General features: G+C 72.4%; 18 protein-coding genes. 9 read left to right on the forward strand and 9 right to left on the reverse strand.

Going from position 1 to position 16,680, the window contains the following annotated elements; translation table 11 throughout:
* Positions 1 to 2: 2 nt before the first annotated feature.
* Positions 3 to 881, forward strand: coding sequence for a TauD/TfdA family dioxygenase (locus ACFY6S_RS18320; protein WP_388818484.1), 879 nt, complete (start codon positions 3 to 5; stop codon positions 879 to 881).
* Between the two features lie 277 nt (positions 882 to 1,158).
* Here ACFY6S_RS18320 and ACFY6S_RS18325 read toward each other — a convergent pair whose 3' ends face one another.
* Genes ACFY6S_RS18325 through ACFY6S_RS18335 form a run of 3 tightly spaced genes read right to left on the reverse strand, consistent with a single transcriptional unit; the run spans position 1,159 to position 3,667 of the window.
* Positions 1,159 to 1,920 (reverse strand): amino acid ABC transporter ATP-binding protein, encoded by a 762-nt coding sequence (locus ACFY6S_RS18325; protein ID WP_388818487.1) that lies wholly within the window; start codon positions 1,918 to 1,920, stop codon positions 1,159 to 1,161.
* Entirely contained in the window at positions 1,917 to 2,801 is an 885-nt protein-coding gene (locus ACFY6S_RS18330) for an amino acid ABC transporter permease (protein WP_388818490.1), read from the reverse strand. The genes ACFY6S_RS18325 and ACFY6S_RS18330 overlap by 4 nt, the downstream gene beginning before the upstream one ends.
* Positions 2,798 to 3,667 (reverse strand): ABC transporter substrate-binding protein, encoded by an 870-nt coding sequence (locus ACFY6S_RS18335; protein WP_388818493.1) that lies wholly within the window; start codon positions 3,665 to 3,667, stop codon positions 2,798 to 2,800. The genes ACFY6S_RS18330 and ACFY6S_RS18335 overlap by 4 nt, the downstream gene beginning before the upstream one ends.
* A 425-nt stretch (positions 3,668 to 4,092) precedes the next feature.
* Here ACFY6S_RS18335 and ACFY6S_RS18340 point away from each other — a divergent pair, with 425 nt between their 5' ends.
* Positions 4,093 to 4,830, forward strand: coding sequence for a class I SAM-dependent methyltransferase (locus ACFY6S_RS18340; protein WP_388818496.1), 738 nt, complete (start codon positions 4,093 to 4,095; stop codon positions 4,828 to 4,830).
* A gap of 45 nt (positions 4,831 to 4,875) precedes the next feature.
* On the opposite strand, the gene ACFY6S_RS18345 is transcribed toward ACFY6S_RS18340, so the two are convergent.
* Positions 4,876 to 5,370 (reverse strand): DUF5954 family protein, encoded by a 495-nt coding sequence (locus tag ACFY6S_RS18345; protein WP_388818499.1) that lies wholly within the window; start codon positions 5,368 to 5,370, stop codon positions 4,876 to 4,878.
* Between the two features lie 74 nt (positions 5,371 to 5,444).
* Positions 5,445 to 6,710, reverse strand: coding sequence for a D-arabinono-1,4-lactone oxidase (locus ACFY6S_RS18350; protein ID WP_388819779.1), 1,266 nt, complete (start codon positions 6,708 to 6,710; stop codon positions 5,445 to 5,447).
* A gap of 240 nt (positions 6,711 to 6,950) precedes the next feature.
* On the opposite strand from ACFY6S_RS18350, the gene ACFY6S_RS18355 reads away from it, so the two are divergent.
* The 4 genes from ACFY6S_RS18355 to ACFY6S_RS18370 all read left to right on the forward strand — a co-directional run bounded on the left by ACFY6S_RS18355 (position 6,951) and on the right by ACFY6S_RS18370 (position 10,848).
* Positions 6,951 to 7,658, forward strand: a complete 708-nt coding sequence (locus tag ACFY6S_RS18355) for a YoaK family protein (RefSeq protein WP_388818502.1) — start codon at positions 6,951 to 6,953, stop codon at positions 7,656 to 7,658.
* 122 nt (positions 7,659 to 7,780) lie between these two features.
* On the forward strand, positions 7,781 to 8,605 hold the full coding sequence (locus ACFY6S_RS18360) for a sulfite exporter TauE/SafE family protein (RefSeq protein WP_388818505.1): 825 nt from the start codon (positions 7,781 to 7,783) through the stop codon (positions 8,603 to 8,605).
* A 92-nt stretch (positions 8,606 to 8,697) separates the two neighbouring features.
* Positions 8,698 to 9,864: an ABC transporter permease gene (locus tag ACFY6S_RS18365; RefSeq protein WP_388818508.1), complete on the forward strand. Its 1,167-nt coding sequence runs from the start codon at positions 8,698 to 8,700 to the stop codon at positions 9,862 to 9,864.
* A 216-nt stretch (positions 9,865 to 10,080) separates the two neighbouring features.
* Positions 10,081 to 10,848, forward strand: a complete 768-nt coding sequence (locus ACFY6S_RS18370) for a VOC family protein (protein ID WP_388818511.1) — start codon at positions 10,081 to 10,083, stop codon at positions 10,846 to 10,848.
* Between the two features lie 105 nt (positions 10,849 to 10,953).
* Here the strand turns inward: ACFY6S_RS18370 and ACFY6S_RS18375 are convergent, their stop codons facing one another.
* Entirely contained in the window at positions 10,954 to 11,364 is a 411-nt protein-coding gene (locus tag ACFY6S_RS18375) for a hypothetical protein (RefSeq protein ID WP_388818514.1), read from the reverse strand.
* 92 nt (positions 11,365 to 11,456) lie between these two features.
* The gene (locus tag ACFY6S_RS18380; protein WP_388818517.1) at positions 11,457 to 11,774 is read right to left on the reverse strand and encodes a UBP-type zinc finger domain-containing protein; all 318 of its coding nucleotides are present in this window, start codon (positions 11,772 to 11,774) and stop codon (positions 11,457 to 11,459) included.
* Between the two features lie 214 nt (positions 11,775 to 11,988).
* Here ACFY6S_RS18380 and ACFY6S_RS18385 point away from each other — a divergent pair, with 214 nt between their 5' ends.
* On the forward strand, positions 11,989 to 12,942 hold the full coding sequence (locus ACFY6S_RS18385) for a hypothetical protein (protein ID WP_388818520.1): 954 nt from the start codon (positions 11,989 to 11,991) through the stop codon (positions 12,940 to 12,942).
* Between the two features lie 10 nt (positions 12,943 to 12,952).
* On the opposite strand, the gene ACFY6S_RS18390 is transcribed toward ACFY6S_RS18385, so the two are convergent.
* On the reverse strand, positions 12,953 to 13,732 hold the full coding sequence (locus tag ACFY6S_RS18390; protein WP_388818523.1) for a polysaccharide deacetylase family protein: 780 nt from the start codon (positions 13,730 to 13,732) through the stop codon (positions 12,953 to 12,955).
* A gap of 369 nt (positions 13,733 to 14,101) precedes the next feature.
* On the opposite strand from ACFY6S_RS18390, the gene ACFY6S_RS18395 reads away from it, so the two are divergent.
* Positions 14,102 to 14,572: a hypothetical protein gene (locus tag ACFY6S_RS18395; RefSeq protein WP_388818526.1), complete on the forward strand. Its 471-nt coding sequence runs from the start codon at positions 14,102 to 14,104 to the stop codon at positions 14,570 to 14,572.
* Positions 14,573 to 14,622: 50 nt separating this feature from the next.
* Here ACFY6S_RS18395 and ACFY6S_RS18400 read toward each other — a convergent pair whose 3' ends face one another.
* On the reverse strand, positions 14,623 to 15,525 hold the full coding sequence (locus ACFY6S_RS18400) for an alpha/beta fold hydrolase (RefSeq protein ID WP_388818529.1): 903 nt from the start codon (positions 15,523 to 15,525) through the stop codon (positions 14,623 to 14,625).
* A 204-nt stretch (positions 15,526 to 15,729) separates the two neighbouring features.
* Between ACFY6S_RS18400 and ACFY6S_RS18405 the strand changes: the two genes are divergently transcribed.
* Positions 15,730 to 16,674, forward strand: a complete 945-nt coding sequence (locus ACFY6S_RS18405; protein WP_388818532.1) for a LysR family transcriptional regulator — start codon at positions 15,730 to 15,732, stop codon at positions 16,672 to 16,674.
* Positions 16,675 to 16,680: the final 6 nt, after the last annotated feature.

The raw sequence follows: 16,680 nt of genomic DNA on the forward strand, positions 1-16,680 counted from the left end.
GCGTGAGGGAACTCGTCCCTGCTGGTGGAGGTCTGCTGTGGGACCGGGAGTCCCTGCGGGAGGACGACTGGCTCGTGCGGCTCCCGTCGCACGAGGCCGGCGTGTCCGGAAGGGCCGGCCGGGACGCGCTGGCGGATGTGGCCGCGTGTGTCGATCGGCGTCTGCGGGAGGGACCTGGCTTCGCCGTCGTGCGCGGCCTGGATCTGGACGGGCTGGGCGACGCGGAATGTCTGGAGCTGTCCAGATGGTTCGGCGGGCTGCTCGGCACCGTGCGGGCCTACAGGGAGGCGACGGACGAGCTGGTGACGGCCGAGGCGCGGGCCGGGGGGCGGGCGCCGGTTCCGGAGCAGGACCGTGACGACCGCGCGTTGCCACCTCATATGGACAGATCGCCGCAGCGGGAGCCACCGCGCGTGCTCGGTCTGCTGTGTGTCCGGCCTGCCCTGAGCGGCGGCGAGTCGATTCTGGTCAGCGGAGCCGCCGTCCACAACCGGCTGCTGGTCGAACACCCTTCTCTGCTGCGTCACTTGTACGAGAAGGTGCACTTCGGGCGGGGAGAGGGCTTCGAGCGGTTCTTCCCCGTGTTCCGGCGCCGCCCCGGTGGGTCCGGCACATCGGATGCGCTGGAGGTGTGCTACAACCGCCATCACATCGAACGCGGCCAGCGCGAGGCGGGCGTGCCGCTGCCGACCGGGTACCTGGCCGCCCTGGAGGCGTTCGACGGAGTCCTCGCCGACCGGCGGATGGCGCTGCGCTTCCCGCTGCGGCGGGGCGACTTCCTGCTGGTGGCCAACAAGGCGGTCCTGCACGGCAGAACCGCCTTCACCGACCCGCGGGAGCCGGTGCTTCAGCGGTTCCTGGTGCGTATGTGGGCGGACTGAGTCGCGAAGCGCCCTCCCATTACCTTTTCGGTGGCCCCGCAACGGATGCCGGCGGGGTGCCGGTGCGCTTCGTCAGGAGGATGGGCTGGAGCCCCGGCGGATGCCGTCAGCGGTCTAGGGTCGACCTGCCGGGCGCGGTGCGACGGTTCCCGCGTCCGGCACCGGCGAGCGCTCCCGCCGCCGGGCGGAGCCGCTCGCCGGTCGAAGAAACCTCGACCCTGATCATTTCCCCGGTCCGGAGTCGGGAGGCGGGAGCCGGGAGGGCCCTCCCCCGGCCTCAGAGCCGGCCCGCGTCGACGATCCGCCGCAGGAACCGCTTCGTGCGTTCCTGCCGCGGATCGCCGAACACCTGCTGGGCCGTGCCGCGTTCGAGCACCACTCCGCCGTCCAGGAAGCACACCTGATCGGCGACCTCGCGGGCGAAGCCCATCTCGTGGGTGGCCAGCACCATCGTCATGCCCTCGGTCTTGAGGTCGCGTACGACGGACAGCACCTCACCGACCAGTTCGGGGTCGAGCGCGGCGGTGATCTCGTCGAGGAGCAGCAGTCTGGGACGTACCGCGAGGGCCCGGACGATCGCGGCGCGCTGCTGCTGGCCGCCGCTGAGCCGGTCCGGGTACTCGGCCGCCTTGTCGCCGAGACCGAGCCGGGTCAGCAGCTCGCGGGCGGAGTCCTCGGCCTCGGTCCGGGGCACGCCGAGGACCCGGCGCGGCGCCAGCGTGATGTTCTGGAGGACCGTCATGTGCGGGAAGAGGTTGTAGGACTGGAACACGACACCGATCCGGCGGCGCACCTCGTCCGGGTCGGCGCGCGGGTCGGTGATCTCCTCGCCGTCCAGGAAGATCGCGCCGTCGTCGATCTCCTCCAGCAGGTTCGCGCAGCGCAACAGGGTCGACTTGCCCGAGCCCGAGGCGCCGATCAGCGCGGTCACGCTGTGCGCGGGCACGTCGAGGGTGACGTCGCGCAGGACGACGCGGTCCCGGCCGAAGGTCTTGCGTACCGATTCCAGCCGCAGTACGGGGGTGTCCTCGGCCGTCATACGGTTCCTCCCTGGGCGCGCCGCCGGTCCGTGCGGGCGGTGATCCAGTCCGTGAGCCGGGTCATCGGGATCGTCAGGGCGACGAAGACCAGACCCGCGACCACGTACGGCGTGTAGTTGAAGTATTTCCCGGCCATGATCTGGGCCGCGTACACGGCGTCCACGGCGCCGGCGATGGAGACGAGGCCGGTGTCCTTCTGGAGCGAGACCAGGTCGTTGAGGAGCGGCGGCACCACCCGCCGTACCGCCTGCGGCAGCACGACGTGGCGCAGGGTCCTGCCCCTGGAGAGCCCGAGCGATCTGGCCGCCGCGCGCTGCGAGGGGTGTACGGATTCGATGCCGGCCCGGAAGACCTCGGCGACGTACGCGGAGTAGGTGAGGACCAGCGCGGTGCCGCCGAGCAGCACGGGGTCCGTGGTGACGCCCTGGAGGCGCAGGGCCGGCACCCCGAAGACGACCATCAGCAGGCAGATGATCAGGGGCAGACCGCGGAAGAAGTCGGTGTAGGTGGTGGCGAGGGCGCGGATCGGGAAGAAGATGGGCCCGCGCAGGGTGCGGGCGACCGCGAGCAGCAGCCCGAGGAGCAGGACGCACACCCCGCAGACCGCCAGCAGCCGCAGATTGAGAAGCAGTCCGTCGAGGACGAGGGGCAGCGCCATCCGGGCGTACTCGACGCTGAAGAAGGTCTCGCGGGCGCGCTGCCAGCCGGGCGAGCCGGTGATGACGACGACGAGGACGGCGCCCGTGACCAGGGTGGAGAGCGCGGCGATCGCGGTGGCGCGGCGCGCCTTGGCGCGGCGGTGGCGCTCCCGGGCCAGGCGGCGCGCGGAGGGGGTGTACGGGTCGGTGTCCCGCTCAGCGGGGGCCGATACCGAGGTCACTTGAGCACCGGCGCGTCCACGGCGTCCGCCAGCCACTTCTTCTCCAGCGCGGCGAGCGTGCCGTCGGCGCGCAGTCCGTCGACGGCACGGGTGACGCAGGAGGTGAGCGGGCTGTCCTTGTCGAGGACCAGGCCGAACTGTTCGGCCGTGCCCGCCGACCGCGCGAACTGGCCGACGACCTCGGCTTCCGGCACCTCGGCCGAGGTGATGTAGAACGCCGTGGGCAGATCGACGACGATCGCGTCGACCTGGCCGTTGCCCAGCGCGGACTTGGCGAAGTCGTTCTTCTGGAAGACGGCGGGCCGCTGCTTCGGTCCGATGATCTCGTCGATGGTGTCGAGGCTGGTCGTCCCGACCTGGGCGCCGAGCTTGGCGCCCTTGAGGTCGGCGGCGCTCCTCGCCTTGGCGTAGGGGGATTTCTTGAGCGCGACGACCGCCTGGCGCACGTCGTAGTAGCCGGAGGAGAAGTCCACGGCCCGCTTGCGCCCGTCGCTGATGGACACCTGGTTGATGTCGAAGTCGAAGTCCTTCTCGCCGGGCGCGAAGGAGTTGTTGAACGGCACGGTGCGCCAGACGACCTGGTCGGCACGGTAACCGAGGGCCTTCGCCACGGAGTACGCGACGGCCGACTCGAAGCCCTTGCCGCTCGCCGGGTCGTCGTCCTGGAACCAGGGGGCGTAGGCCGGCTTGTCGGTGCCGACGGTCAGCTTTCCCGCGGCCTCGGTGGACAGGGCGGCCGGAGTGCAGGAGGCGGTGGCGGCGGACGCTGTCGCGGACGGTGAACTCTCCTGCGGGGCGCAGCCGGTGGCGGCGGCGACGGCGAGGACGAGGAGTGCGGGCGGCAGGCTCCGGGTGGTGAGACGCATGGCGGGAGAGTCGCACCGTACGGGGGTGTCTGTCGAGATCACCGCATTGCGATCGTATGAATTCCGCCGGTGGGAGGTGTGGGCCGACGGGATACCCGCCGGGCGGCGGACGATCCCCCGCCGATGGCGCCGGCGTCGGGGTGCCGGACCGGACGACGAACCGGTGGGGGTGGACCGCGCTGCCGGGTGCGGCGCGCGGCGGCCCCGGTGTCTCGCCGTACACCGCCCGCGCCCGCGCCGGGGATCTGTCGGGGCCGCCGTCGACGTGGGGTCGGCCGACGCCCCAGGACCGGCGGGCGGGACACCGGCTGGGCCGGGCCGGCGCAAACGGCCCACGGAAGGCCGCGGCTCCAACCGGCCCTGGCCGTACGGCGGTCGCATCGTGAGCGGCGTCCGCCTCCCGCCGGGCCGTAAGCTGCGCGGTGATGTTCACTTCCCAGGGCCCGACCCTTCGCGAACTCGCCGTGCAGGCGCTCTCGTCCACGGAGCGCGGTTACGACCTGCTGGCGCCGAAGTTCGACCGGACGCCGTTTCGCACCCCCGGCCATGTACTCGAGGCGGTGGTGGACGCGGTACGGCCGCTCGGGCCCTTCCGCGCCGGACTCGACATCTGCTGCGGCACCGGCGCCGGTGTGGACGCGCTGCGGACTCTGTGCGCCCAGCGCGTCACGGGCGTCGACTTCAGCGCGGGCATGCTCGCCGCGGCCAGGGCGGGCGCCGCGTCGGCCCGGGACGGCGCGGCGGGGCCGGTGGTGGACTGGGTACGCGCCGACGCGCGGGCGCTGCCCTTCGTCTCGTCGTTCGATCTGGCCGTGAGCTTCGGGGCGTTCGGTCACTTCCGGCCGGCCGAGCGGCCCGCGCTGTTCGCGCGGGCGCACGCCGCGCTGCGGCCCGGGGGCCTGTTCGTCTTCCCCGTGCCGGCGCCGCCCCTGGTCGGCTCGAAGACGTACTGGACGCTCTGGGGCTTCGACACGGCGATGCGCCTGCGCAACCTGCTGTGGCACCCGCCCTTCGTGATGTACTACCGCACTTTCCCGCTGCCGGGGGTGCTGGCCGATCTGGACCGGACGGGGTTCCGAACGGAGCTGCTTCCGCTGACCGGCCTCGGCGCGCTGCCCAACGGCGCCCCGCGTTGCGTGCTGGTGGTGGCGCGCCGGGCGTGAGCCGGCGGGCGGTGGCGCCGAGGCCGGGGCCCGGTACCGGGCCGGTCAGTCCTCCAGCGCCTCCCACGGTCCCCGGGGAGCGGGGCGCTCGTCGAGCACTTCGGGGAACTCCTGGTCGCGGGGTTGCGGCGGTTGCGGGCCGTGCCCGGTCATGATGACGGTCTGCTCGATACGGACGACGCGGTACACGTCCTCCCCGATGATGACCTGGTCCTCGCCGCCCGCGACCGCCTCGGCGGCACGCGCGTACCGGGGGCCGAGATCACCGGCCTCCGCCGCCCGCAGCAGCAGCACGTCGCGCAGATCGGTGCGTGCCTCCTCCAGGATGGCGACGGCGGGGAAGAGCTGCCGCCAGCCGTCGTCCTCGTGCAGCATCGCGGAGTACGCCGTGTAGTGGGAGACCGACATCCGCTCCCAGTCGGGTCCCTCCAGTCTGAACTCCTTGCGCAACTCCTCCTCGCGCCGCCCCAGTTCCAGCAGCCGCTGAGCGGCCGCCTCGTCGAATTCCTCGTCCGCCACGTCTTCCGAATGCGTACTCACGCGACCAGCCTGCCGTAAAAAAGCGCGCGCCGAGGGGCTTGTGCGGTGATTCATCCTGTCCGGGCGGCCCGCGGTCATCCCCCGGCCGGGAAGTAGCGCTCCAGCAGGTCGTTGCGGAAGGTGCCGTGGGGATCGAGCTTCGCGGTCAGCGCCTCGAAGTCGCCGTAGCGCTCGTAGAGACTCCTGAGCCGCTCGTGCTCCATCGTGAACAGCTTTCCCCAGTGCGGCCGGACGGCGAACGGCTCCAGCGCCTCCTCGATGGCGTCCAGCACCGGGGTGACGGCCCGGGTGTCCGGGAACCAGGTGAAGTGGAACGCCACCGAGTCCCGTCCGTACGCCGGGCTCAGCCACAGGTCGTCGGCGGCCACGGTACGGATCTCACCGATCCGCAGGACCGGCGCGATCCGGTCCCTGATCCGGGCCAGCGCGTCGAAGGCCGCGCGGCCGTCCTCGGCGGCCACGAAGTACTCGCTCTGGAGTTCGTCGCCGCTGCTGGGGGTGAAATCGGCCCGGAAGTGGGGCAGCCGTTCGTGCCAGGGGCCCGGAACGCCCCCCTGCCGGGTACAGTTGGCGGGGTCCATGCCGGGTACGGGGTGGAGCGGAGCGCTCGCGGGCCGGGCGCCGAACCAGTCGGCGGGCGCGAGCGGCGGCTGCGGGTCGCCGACGCGCTGCTTGAGCCAGACCTGCTCCAGCCGGTCATCGCGCCAGCTGGTGAAGAGGCTCACGCTGTAGGCGGCGGACAGGATGTCGTCGAAGCTCTCGCGCAGCCGCCCGTACGGGAGCCCTTCGTAGGCCCACTGCCTGATGTCGTACGCGGGCACCAGGTCGAGGGTCATGCGGGTGACGACACCGAGCGCGCCGAGGCCGACCACGGCTCCGGCGAAGTCGGGGTCACCGCGCTCCAGGACGAGTGGTTCGCCGTCGGCGGTGATCAGTTCCAGGGAACGGACGGCCGAGGCGATGGTGCCGTTGCCGGTCCCCGAGCCGTGCGTGCCGGTGGCACAGGCTCCGGCGACGGAGATGTGCGGCAGCGAGCCGAGGTTGTGCAGCGCCAGCCCCGCCCGGTGGACGGCGCCGGTGAACTCGGCGAAGCGCATCCCGCCGCCGACGGTGACGGTCGCGGCCGCGGGGTCGACCTCGACATGTCGGGGCAGTTCGGCGACGGAGACGAGGTCACCGCGGGTGTCAGCGATGGCGTTGAAGGAGTGCCCGCTGCCCAGGGCGCGCACGGACCGGCTGCCGGCGATGATCTCGCGCAGTCTCTCCACCGACGAAGGGACGTGCACGCGCGCCGCGTTGAAGGTGATGTTGCCCGCCCAGTTCCGTATCGCCGGGGATATGGTCCCGCCGGAGGAAGCGCCGTCGCGGGCTCCGGGGGTGCCGGTGGCGGACTCGCTGTGCGGGACATCTGCCGGTCGGGGAGTGTGGGGCACGGAGCTCTCCTTCGCCGAAGTCGGGGCGTGCTGATCATGCCCGCGCTGCCGTTCTTCTTATCAGGGCCCGCGCTTGTGTGGTGCGTGCCGCCGGATCACGCCGGCTGGCTAAGGTGGGCGGACCCGAACGGGAAGCAGGTGTTCCGGATGGCCGAGGCACTGCCCGTGGCGCGGCGGTGGGCCGTGGGCGCGCTGCTGGTGATGACGTTCGCGACCGGTCTGGTGGACGCGGTGAGTTTCCTGCGGCTGGGGCACGTCTTCGTCGCCAACATGACCGGCAATGTCGTCTTCCTCGGGTTCTCCTTCGCGCGGGACACCCGGCTCCCGGTGCTCGCGCCGATCGTGGCCATGACCGCTTTCGTCCTGGGGTCGTTCGGCGGCGGCCAGCTCAGCAAGGCGTTCGGCGGCCGGCCGCGGCACTGGCTCCGGGGCGCGTTCGCCGGCCAGGCCGCCGGGCTCGCGCTGACCTCGGTCCTGCTGGGGACGGGCGCGCTGCGCCCCGAGGGGCGGACGGTGCTGCTGGTCGTGGCCCTGCTCGGGGCCTGTTCCGGGCTCCAGAACGCCACGGTCCGGCTGCTGGCACCCCGGGATCTGACCACGACCGTGCTCACCCAGACCCTCACGGCGCTCACGGCGGAGAGCGTCCTCGGCGCGGGGATCGGCACCAGGCCGCACCGCAGGATCGGATCGGTGCTGGCCATGTTCGCCGGGGCGGCCTGCGGCGCGCTGCTGCTCCAGGCGACGCTGGCGGGCGTCGTCGGCCTCGCGGCCGCGCTCGTCGCTGGCGCGGCGTGCGTGTTCGCGCTGGCCCCCGAGGAGCGGAGCGGGCAGCCGTCCGCGACGACGGCCGGCTGAGTCGCCGACCGACCGGCCGGTGCGGTGAGTCGGTCGGTGCGGCCGGTCGGGGCGGTCGGTCGGTCGGTCGGCGGGACCCCTCGTCCGGTGCGCCGGAGGGGACGCATAGCATCGGTTGTCGCATGGACATCACTTGGTGGGGATTCGCCGCGCTCGCGACGGCGGCGGCGCTGGTCGGTTTCTCCAAGACCGCGGTGAGCGGCGCGAACACGGTCAGTCTGGCCGTGTTCGCCGCCGTACTCCCCGCACGCGAGTCGACGGGGGTCCTGCTGCCCCTGCTGATCGTGGGCGATGTACTCGCCGTGCTCAGCTACCGGCGCCATGCCCACTGGCCGACACTGTGGCGGCTGTTTCCGGCGGTCGCGGCGGGCGTCCTGGTCGGCACGGTGTTCCTGGCGTGGGCGGACGACACCGAGGTGCGTACCTCCATCGGCGCGATCCTCCTGCTGATGGCCGGGGTGACGATGTGGCGGCGGCGCGGTGCGGCGAAGGCGGAGGCGGCGGAGAACGGCCGGGCGGGGGACGGCCCGGCCGAGGACGGACCGGTGGCGGATCCCGGTGGTCCCGCCTCGCCGGGGGCGCGGGGCACAGCGGGGTCCTTCACCTCGGGGTCCTACGGCGTGCTCGGCGGCTTCACCACCATGGTCGCCAACGCCGGTGGTCCGGTCATGTCGCTGTATCTGCTCTCCGCCGGCTTCCGGAAGCTGGGCTTCCTGGGCACGTCCGCCTGGTTCTTCCTGATCGTCAACACCTCCAAGCTGCCCTTCAGCGTGGGGCTCGGACTGATCGACGGGCCTTCCCTGCTGCTGGACGCGGCGCTGGTGCTCTTCGTCGTGCCGGGGGCCCTCATCGGCAAGGCGTGGGTGAACCGCATCGACCAGCGTTTGTTCGAGCGGCTGGTCATCGGGGCGACCGTCCTCGGCGGACTTCAGCTGCTGCTGCGCTGAGGGACCAGCCATGCACACCGGACAGAACGCAACGGACCTGGCTCATCGGGAAGATCCGCCGGTTTCCTGATATACGGGTCTACGGTGCCGGTATGGACGCGGATCACAAAGGCTCCCCCACCGAGGACCCCCAGGGCGCGCACCGGGCGCACGGCGCTCATGGCAGGCGCGGCACCGCCCGCGAGAAGTGGGCCGCCTTCGCCGCGTCCCCGTTCCTCCCGGCCGTCGTCCTGGCCTTCATCCTCGCCGCGGCCGCCGGACTCTTCGCCGGCTCGTACACCTACAACATGGCCAATCCCACGCCCCACCGGATTCCCGCCGCGGTGGTGGGGCCGACCGGTACTCCGCAGGCGCGCGCCTTCGTGAGCGGCATGGAGAAGGCCCTCAACGCCTCCCTCGAACTGCACCGCTACCCCTCGGAGGCGGCGGCGCGCGACGGTGTGGAGCAACAGGAGGTGTTCGCGGTGCTGACGTTCCGGCCGCGCGTGGTCGACCTCGCCGTGGCAGGGGCCGCCGGGTCGTCGGTGGCGGAGATCCTCGGCCAGACGGCTCCCGCCGTGGCCAGGAGCGTCGGGGTGCCGGTGCGGATCAGCGACATCAAGCCGCTCCAGAAGGGGGACCCACGCGGGCTGGCGCTGTTCTACATCTCGCTCGCGGCCGTGATCATCGGCTTTGTCGGCGCCATTCAGCTGAGTGTGCACGCGCGCGGGCTCAATCCGGCCGAGCGGATCGCCTTCACGATCGCGTACTCCCTGCTCGGTGCCTTCGCGATCGCCTCGGTGGTGGACTGGTGGCTGGGCGCGCTCCGGCTGCCCTTCCTGGAGTCCTGGCTGATCCTGGCGTTCACGATGTTCACCTCGGGCATGGTCTTCACGATGTTCAACACCCTGATGGGGCGGTGGGCGATGCTGCCGACCTGGGGTCTGATGGTGCTGCTGGGCAATCCGTCCTCGGGCGGGGCGGTGTCCTGGCCGCTGCTGCCCTCGCTGCTCGGCCAGATCGGGCGCTGGCTGCCGCCGGGGGCCTCGGTCAACGCGCAGCACACCGCCGTGTACTTCCGAAACGCCCAGCACGCCTTCCCGTTCGCCGTGCTGGCGGGGTGGTGTCTCGTGTCCACGGCGGTGTTCTGGCTCTGGCGCCACCGGCACCCGGGCGGCAGGGAGCGCACCCCCGCGCACGCCGGGGGAGAAGCGGTGGCACCGGCCGACGAGGGGCGCCGGCAGGAGCCGGACGCGGGGGCCGCTCCCGGCGGGATGTGACGCGGCGTCCGGCCGGCCCCCGGCCCCCGCGCGCGTGTCGTGACCGGCGAGCGGGGCGGCAGGACCGACCGCGGCACGGTGCGATCCGTCACAGCTGGAAGAAGATCACCTCCGAGCGGAGTAGAGGTACCGAACAGCGGCAATACGTACGGGGAAGACGTGTCGGACGAGGGCGGAGTGAGCGGTGTGGAGCGGGACAAAAGAGACTCACAGTCGGTGGCGGGGGCTCCATGCTGGGTGACGCTGCTGTCACGTGAACTGCCCGCTTCCCAAGCCTTCTACGGGGATGTTCTGGGCTGGACCTACCGGCCCGCCGGGCTGGGGGACGACTTCTGTGTGGCGCTCGCCGACGGGCAACCCGTCGCGGGCATCGGGGCGCTGGCCTCGTCCCTCCAGGTCGCGGTCGTCTGGACGCCGTACTTCGCGGTGGCCGATGTGGACGCCGCGGCGGCGCGGATCAGGGAACGCGGCGCGACGGTCGCCGTGGGGCCGCTGGCCTTCCACTCGGGCCGGGCCGCGCTGGCCGCCGACCCCGACGGCGCGGCCTTCGGTATCTGGGAGGGCGCCGTACGCTCCGACTGGACGGTGGGACGCGGATCCGCCCCGGCCTGGCTGGAGTTGCGCACCCGCGACACCGACGACGCCGCCCGCTTCTACAGCGAGGTGCTCGGCTGGGCGCCGGAGACCGAGGACGGTTTCTCGCTGACACGCGAGGACGATCACGCGGTGCTGAGCCAGGACAAGCAGATCGTCGCGAAGATCCGGGACGGAGCCGTGCAGGCTTCGGCCGACCCGTGGCTCCGGCCGCGCTGGCACGTCTACTTCCGGGTGCCGGAGGTGTCCGGCTCGGTGGCCGCCGCGCTGAACAGCGGAGGCGTCCTCGTCTCCCCGCAGGACGCCTCCCCCGCCCTGCGGGAGGCGGATCTCCGGGAGGCGACGCTGCGCGACCCGGACGGCGCCCTGTTCACCGTGACGGCGGCCTGAGCGCGCGGGACGACGACGCGACGCGACGACAACACGAGGGGTCAACTGTCACCCTCAACTCCAGGGTGACAGTTGACCCCGGCCCGACCGGGGCCGGGCCAGGCTCTAGTCGGGCCGACCCAGCGCCCAGCCCGCGACATCGCCGAGCCTGCCGCGCCAGACGGGCAGTTCGATGCCGCCCTGACGGCCGGAGGCGGTCAGGGTGACCCGGCGCAGATGAATCCACCGGGGCAGCCCCTGGGAGCCCTGCTCGCCGCGCACCTCGTCGACGGCCTCGTCCACGGCCTCGGGGAAACCGGCCAGCAGTTCCGTGCCGTCGACGCCGACCTGGCGCAGCGCCTCGGCCCAGTCCGCCTTCCAGTCGTCGTGCGTGACCAGGTCGCCGTAGACCAGCCCTCCCGGCACATTGAGAGTGATCGGCAACCCGGTGCCGGGTTCCTTCCCCAGCAGCCTGATCAGCATCTGGAGCTGGAGGTCGGGGACGGGTTCCGTGAGCGCGGGCGTCTGCGTCGTCATGGTGACGGCCTGCCCCGGGAACGGCGCCGCACTCCCCGGAGCGGAGGGCGGCCTACGTCACACGCGTGAGCGGTGGGCGGACGGCGCACCGCTCAGGCCACTCTTTCCGGGGGGATTCCCTCGACCTCGAAGACGATTTCGTCCTCGTAACACCACCACCAGCCCTCACCCGGCTCGTACGAGCGGATGAGCGGGTGTCCGGTGGCGTCGTGGTGCGCGGTGGCGTGCTTGTTCTTGGAGGAGTCGCAGCAGCCGATGTGCCCGCAGGTCTGGCATTCGCGCAGGTGAACCCAGGTGTCCCCCAGGGCGACACACTCGGGGCAGCTGTCCGCGCTGTCCGGGGTCACCGGCTCGACATCCGCGAGATGGGGGCAGATGGGGCCGCCGAACCCCATTTCACTGTTCGTCATCACGCCGCCGCCCGTCCGACCGCACAGGTCTCCTTGAATCCGTAGCGCCTTTTTGTCACCGTACGACCCTCTTCGCGCCGCCGCCAGCAGGAACACGGCGGGCGGGGGTGCCCGGTGACTGCCTTGACAGTCACCGGAGGGCGGAGAAGCCTGGACATTTCCGGCCCGACGGCGGCCGGACGGGGGACGGGGGCATGGCGTGCGCGGTACACGTATGCGAGGGACGGGGTCGACGGGTTCCGGCGGGATCGCCGCGGTGGGCGTCGTGCTGGCGCTCGCGCTTCCGCTCGCCGGCTGCGATTCCGGGGACGACGTCGACGGACGGGGTTCTCCGGCCGCGGTGACCACCTCCGCGCCGCCCCCGGCACCGACGGTCGACCCCGCCGTGTACCGGCGGACGCTGGCGGGCGCCCTGAAGCCGCTGGACAAGGCGTTGCGCGCCATGAACCGGGCCGGCGGGGAGGGCCGCGCGCTCACCAAAGCCTTCGGTACGGCCTCCGACGCGGCCGGGACGGCGGCCGACGCCCTGACGACGGCCCCCACACCGGACGACGCCGTGACCGCCAATGTCGCTCTGACCATCGCGCTGCGCGCCCTGAGCGAGGATCTCAAGGAAGCGGGCACCGCCCGGGGCCGGTGCGCGACCTCGCCCCGCGTGGAGCTGGCGTCGGCCGAGGGACCGGCCGGACTGCGGGACGCGAGCGCCGCACTCACCGGCCTGGGCTATCCCGCCCGCGTCGTACTCCCCCGCACCGAGAAGCCCCAGAAGCGCAGACTCGGCAACGGGACCCTCGTGAAGGACGCCGGCCGCAGCGGGCTGGGCCGGCTCACCATCGACAACGGCACGGAATCGGACGCGGTGGTGTCGCTGACCGGGCAGCGGCGCACCGCCTTCACCCTCTACATCCGCAAGGGCCGGAGCGCCACGGTCCGCGCCGTCGAGGACGGCTCGTACACGGTGTACTTCGCCTCGGGCACGGACTGGAATTCCGCGAAGAAGTCCTTCACCCGCGACTGTTCCTTCCAGAAGTTCGACGACAAGGCCGCCTTCAGGACCGTGGCCGTCACGGGCGGGACGCAGTACACGGTGCTGACGTACTCACTGGCCAAGTCCGTCGGCGGGAACGCCACCACCAGCGAGGTACCCGAGGACGAGTTCCCGTCCTGACGCCCGGGCGTCAGGGCTTGTAGACCTTGCCGGGCTCGGCCGTTCCCGGCGCGAGCAGTTCGGGGACCGTGACGAAGGTGTAGCCGCGCTTCTTCAGTTCGTCGATGATGCCGGGGACGGCGGGCACGGTGCCGTCGTAGATGTCGTGCAGCAGGATGATGCCGTCGCGGTCCGCCTGGTCCAGGATGCGCTTTTCAATCAGGGCCGAGTCGTTGGTCGAGTAATCCTTGGCGGTGGCGCTCCACAGCACCTGCGCCAGACCGAGTTCGCGGGTCACGTCCGCGATCGTGTCGTCGGTACGGCCCTGCGGCGGGCGCATCAGGGTGGGCTTGCGCCCGGTGATCTTCGCTATCGCGTCCTGGGAGAGGGTCAGCTCCTCGCGGATGCCGTCGGCGTCGAGGTCGGTGAGGATCTTGTGCGACCAGGTGTGGTTGGCGATCTCGTGGCCCTCGTCCGCTTCCCGCCGGACGAGTTCCGGGTGCTTGACGACATGGTTCTTGCCGAGCAGGAAGAAGGTCGCGTGCACCTTCTTCTCCTTGAGTATGTCGAGCAGTCGGGGGGTGTGTTCGCTCGGTCCCGCGTCGAAGGTGAGCGCTATGCAGCGCTCCTTGGCGCAGTCCACCCCGGATGCGGCCCGGTCCCGGCCTTCGGCGACGGGGTGCGAGCGGGCGTCGGCGGGCGAGGTGGCGTCGTACGCCGAGCAGCCGCTGAGCGCGGGCACCAGGGAGGCGACCACCGCCAGCGCCGCGACGGCCCTCCGTGGCGTGCAGGTCCTGGTGTTCCGTGGCATGGCTGTTCCCTCTTCCGATGAGCTGAGTGGTCGGCCGCGACCCGTGAACGGGCAGCGCTCCGGGCGGGTCCGCCGGCAGACCGGGCCGGACCCGAAGGACTATACACACGGCGTATACACACCGCGTATAGCGGCCGGGGGAACCTTCGGGAACATTCGGCGAGGGTTCTCCGTTGGACGGATTGAGGGTGTGGATGGAACTGAGTCCCCGGGCCCCATATGAGAATCGCCCATGGGGAAGATCGTTCGGCTGAAGCCCCATGGAGCCCATCGCCGCGAGGCGACCGCCATCCGCACCCTCCCTCGATCGGCCCCGACCGGCGTCCCCCCGTCCGGTCGGGGTCTCCGTATGCGCGGTGGGAGGCATGGGTGACGCAAGGGTCCGACGGCTTCGAGGCGGCCACGGGTGACGGGCCGGGGCCCCCGGCCGAGTCCCGGGCGCGGGAGGCCGAGGTGCGGACCGCGTTCGAGGGGCTGCTCCAGATCCGGCGGCTGACCCACACCGGGAGCGGCGATCCGGCCTCGGCTCCGGCCGCCTGGGAACGCCGGCTTCCGGTGCGCGCCGTGGCGCTGACGCTGGAGGCCGCCGGGCTGGCGGCCTCCGCGGTGGACGGCGCCGGTCTGCGGATCGCCACCGGCTACCGGGTGACGGCCGGGGAGCGGCCCGCCACCGTACGGGTGGAGTGGCTCGGGCCGCCCGGCGGCGGGGCCGCCCAGCAGGAGGAACGCGCCCTCACCGAGTGCGCCGGGGCGCTGACGCGCCTGGGCTGGGAGGCCCTGCTCTACCGGGGGCCGAGGAAGCGGCGCTTCCTGGAGGTGGAGCCAGGGGCCACCGCCTGACGGGCCACCGGGACCGGCGGCCCGTCAGGGACGTGGGCGGCGGCGACGGCTCAGGCCGGGCCGACGGAGTCCAGGAACGCGGCGAGGTGCCCGGCGGTCGCGGCGGGGGCCTCCTCGGGCACGTAGTGGTCGCACGGCAGCGCGTGGCCGCTCACCTCGTCGGCGTACCGGCGCCAGACGGACGGCACGTCGTAGTGGCGACCGACGAAGCTGTGCTCTCCCCACAGCGCCAGCACCGGGCACTGGACCCGGCGGCCCGCCTCGGCGTCCGCGTCGTCGTGGACGAGATCGATGCCGGCGGCGGCCCGGTAGTCCTCGCAGGAGGCGTGGATCGCGGCGGGGTCGGAGAAGCAGCGGACGTACTCGTCCAGAGCGGCCGGGGCGAACGGGGTGCCACCGTGATGCCGGGCGCCCATGCGCGTACGGATCCAGAACTCCGGGTCCCCGCCGATGAGATGTTCCGGGATGCCGTCGCCCGTCGCCAGGAAGAACCAGTGGTAGTAGCCGCGCGCGAACTCCGCGTCGGTGTGCCGGAAGGCGTGCCGGGTGGGCACGATGTCCAGCACGGCGAGCGCCGAGACGGCCTGCGGATGATCCAGCGCGAGCCGGTGCGCGACCCGCCCGCCCCGGTCGTGCCCCGCGACGGCGAACCGGTCGAAGCCCAGCTCGCGCATGACCAGCAGCTGATCGCGTGCCATCGCCCGCTTGGAGTAGGCCGCGTGGTCCGGATTTGAGGGCGGCTTGTCGCTGTCGCCGTACCCGCGCAGATCGGTGAGCACCACGGTGTGCCGCTCGGCCAGCAGCGGCGCCACGTGGTGCCAGATCAGATGGGTCTGCGGATAGCCGTGCAGCAGCAGGAGCGGCGGGCCCTCACCCGCGACCCGGGTGTGGATCCGTACACCGTCGGCTTCCACCGTGCGGTGGACGAACGTGGAGGGCAGGAGGTCGGTCATGATCCGATCACAGCAGCGCACCCCCCGGTCCGTCCAAGACCGGATGGCGGCCATGCTTATAGGTGTGCCCTATCAGGGGGGTCGAAGTCGGCGGACCGGCCGGGCGGCGGGGCACCGACGTCGCGCGGTACGGCGACGGACACGAGAGCGGGGCGACGGCCGGTACGGCCCGTCGCGGGCAGCGGTGAGCACGGAGGCGACGCGGTGGATGTCAGACAGCTGGAGTACTTCCTGGCCGTGGTGGACCACGGCGGCTTCAACCGCGCGGCGTCCGCCCTCTATCTCTCGCAGCCCTCGCTCTCCCAGTCCGTACGGGCGCTGGAGCGGGATCTGGGCAGCGAGCTGTTCCACCGGATCGGCCGCAGAGCGGTGCTCACCGAGGCCGGTACGGCGCTGATCGAGCCCGCGCGCACCGCCGTGCGCAGCCTCCAGCTGGCGCGGGCCAGCGTGGAGTCCGTGCACGGGCTGCGCACCGGGCGGGTGGACATCGCTGCGACGCCCTCCCAGGCCATCGAACCGCTGACCGCCATGATCAGCCGCTTCGCGGAGCGGCACCCCCAGGTGTCGGTGGTGGTGCAGGCGGCCTTCACCCCGCGCGACGCGACGGAGATGGTGCGCACCGGGGTGTCGGAGCTGGGACTGCTCGCCACGCCGGGGCCGCTGCCGACGGGCGAGGTGCGCGCGTACCCGGTCGCCGAACAGCGGTTCGTGCTGATCACACCCCCGGACGGGCCGTTCCCCGCCGGGACGGTGTCGGTGCGCCAGGAGGAGCTGGCGGGGCGGCGGCTGATCGTCGGCCAGCGGGGCAGCGGCATGCGGGCGTACGTGGAGGGTCTGCGTACGGCGGGCGTGGCGCTGACCGTGGCGGTGGAGACCGAGCACCGGGTGGCGATCCTGCCGCTGGTGCTGAGCGGGGTGGGCGTGTCCGTGGTCACCGACGCCTGGCGGGCCGTCGCCGAGCGGGCCGGGGCCCGGGTGCTGGAGATCGAGCCGGCGACCGGTCTGCGGATCGGTCTGATCAGCCGGCGCACGGCGCTCACCCCGGCCGCCCGGGCGTTCCTGGAGTGCGCCCTGCCCCGGAGCCAGCCGGCCGGTCCCCCGCCGGACGCGGTACCCGCCACCGGACGGAACGATAACGAGCGCCTATAAGGCACA

The sequence above is a fragment of the Streptomyces sp. NPDC012835 genome, assembly GCF_042900885.1.
In the GTDB taxonomy this organism is placed as follows: Bacteria; Actinomycetota; Actinomycetes; order Streptomycetales; family Streptomycetaceae; genus Streptomyces.

Excerpts from the sequence above, each read along its gene's own strand:
- ACFY6S_RS18325 (WP_388818487.1), bottom strand. The coding sequence starts at position 1,920 with ATGACGGCCGAGGACACCCCCGTACTGCGGCTGGAATCGGTACGCAAG.
- ACFY6S_RS18335 (WP_388818493.1), bottom strand. The coding sequence starts at position 3,667 with ATGCGTCTCACCACCCGGAGCCTGCCGCCCGCACTCCTCGTCCTCGCC.
- ACFY6S_RS18340 (WP_388818496.1), top strand. The coding sequence starts at position 4,093 with ATGTTCACTTCCCAGGGCCCGACCCTTCGCGAACTCGCCGTGCAGGCG.
- ACFY6S_RS18355 (WP_388818502.1), top strand. The coding sequence starts at position 6,951 with ATGGCCGAGGCACTGCCCGTGGCGCGGCGGTGGGCCGTGGGCGCGCTG.
- ACFY6S_RS18360 (WP_388818505.1), top strand. The coding sequence starts at position 7,781 with ATGGACATCACTTGGTGGGGATTCGCCGCGCTCGCGACGGCGGCGGCG.
- ACFY6S_RS18365 (WP_388818508.1), top strand. The coding sequence starts at position 8,698 with ATGGACGCGGATCACAAAGGCTCCCCCACCGAGGACCCCCAGGGCGCG.
- ACFY6S_RS18375 (WP_388818514.1), bottom strand. The coding sequence starts at position 11,364 with ATGACGACGCAGACGCCCGCGCTCACGGAACCCGTCCCCGACCTCCAG.
- ACFY6S_RS18380 (WP_388818517.1), bottom strand. The coding sequence starts at position 11,774 with ATGACGAACAGTGAAATGGGGTTCGGCGGCCCCATCTGCCCCCATCTC.
- ACFY6S_RS18385 (WP_388818520.1), top strand. The coding sequence starts at position 11,989 with ATGCGAGGGACGGGGTCGACGGGTTCCGGCGGGATCGCCGCGGTGGGC.
- ACFY6S_RS18390 (WP_388818523.1), bottom strand. The coding sequence starts at position 13,732 with ATGCCACGGAACACCAGGACCTGCACGCCACGGAGGGCCGTCGCGGCG.
- ACFY6S_RS18400 (WP_388818529.1), bottom strand. The coding sequence starts at position 15,525 with ATGACCGACCTCCTGCCCTCCACGTTCGTCCACCGCACGGTGGAAGCC.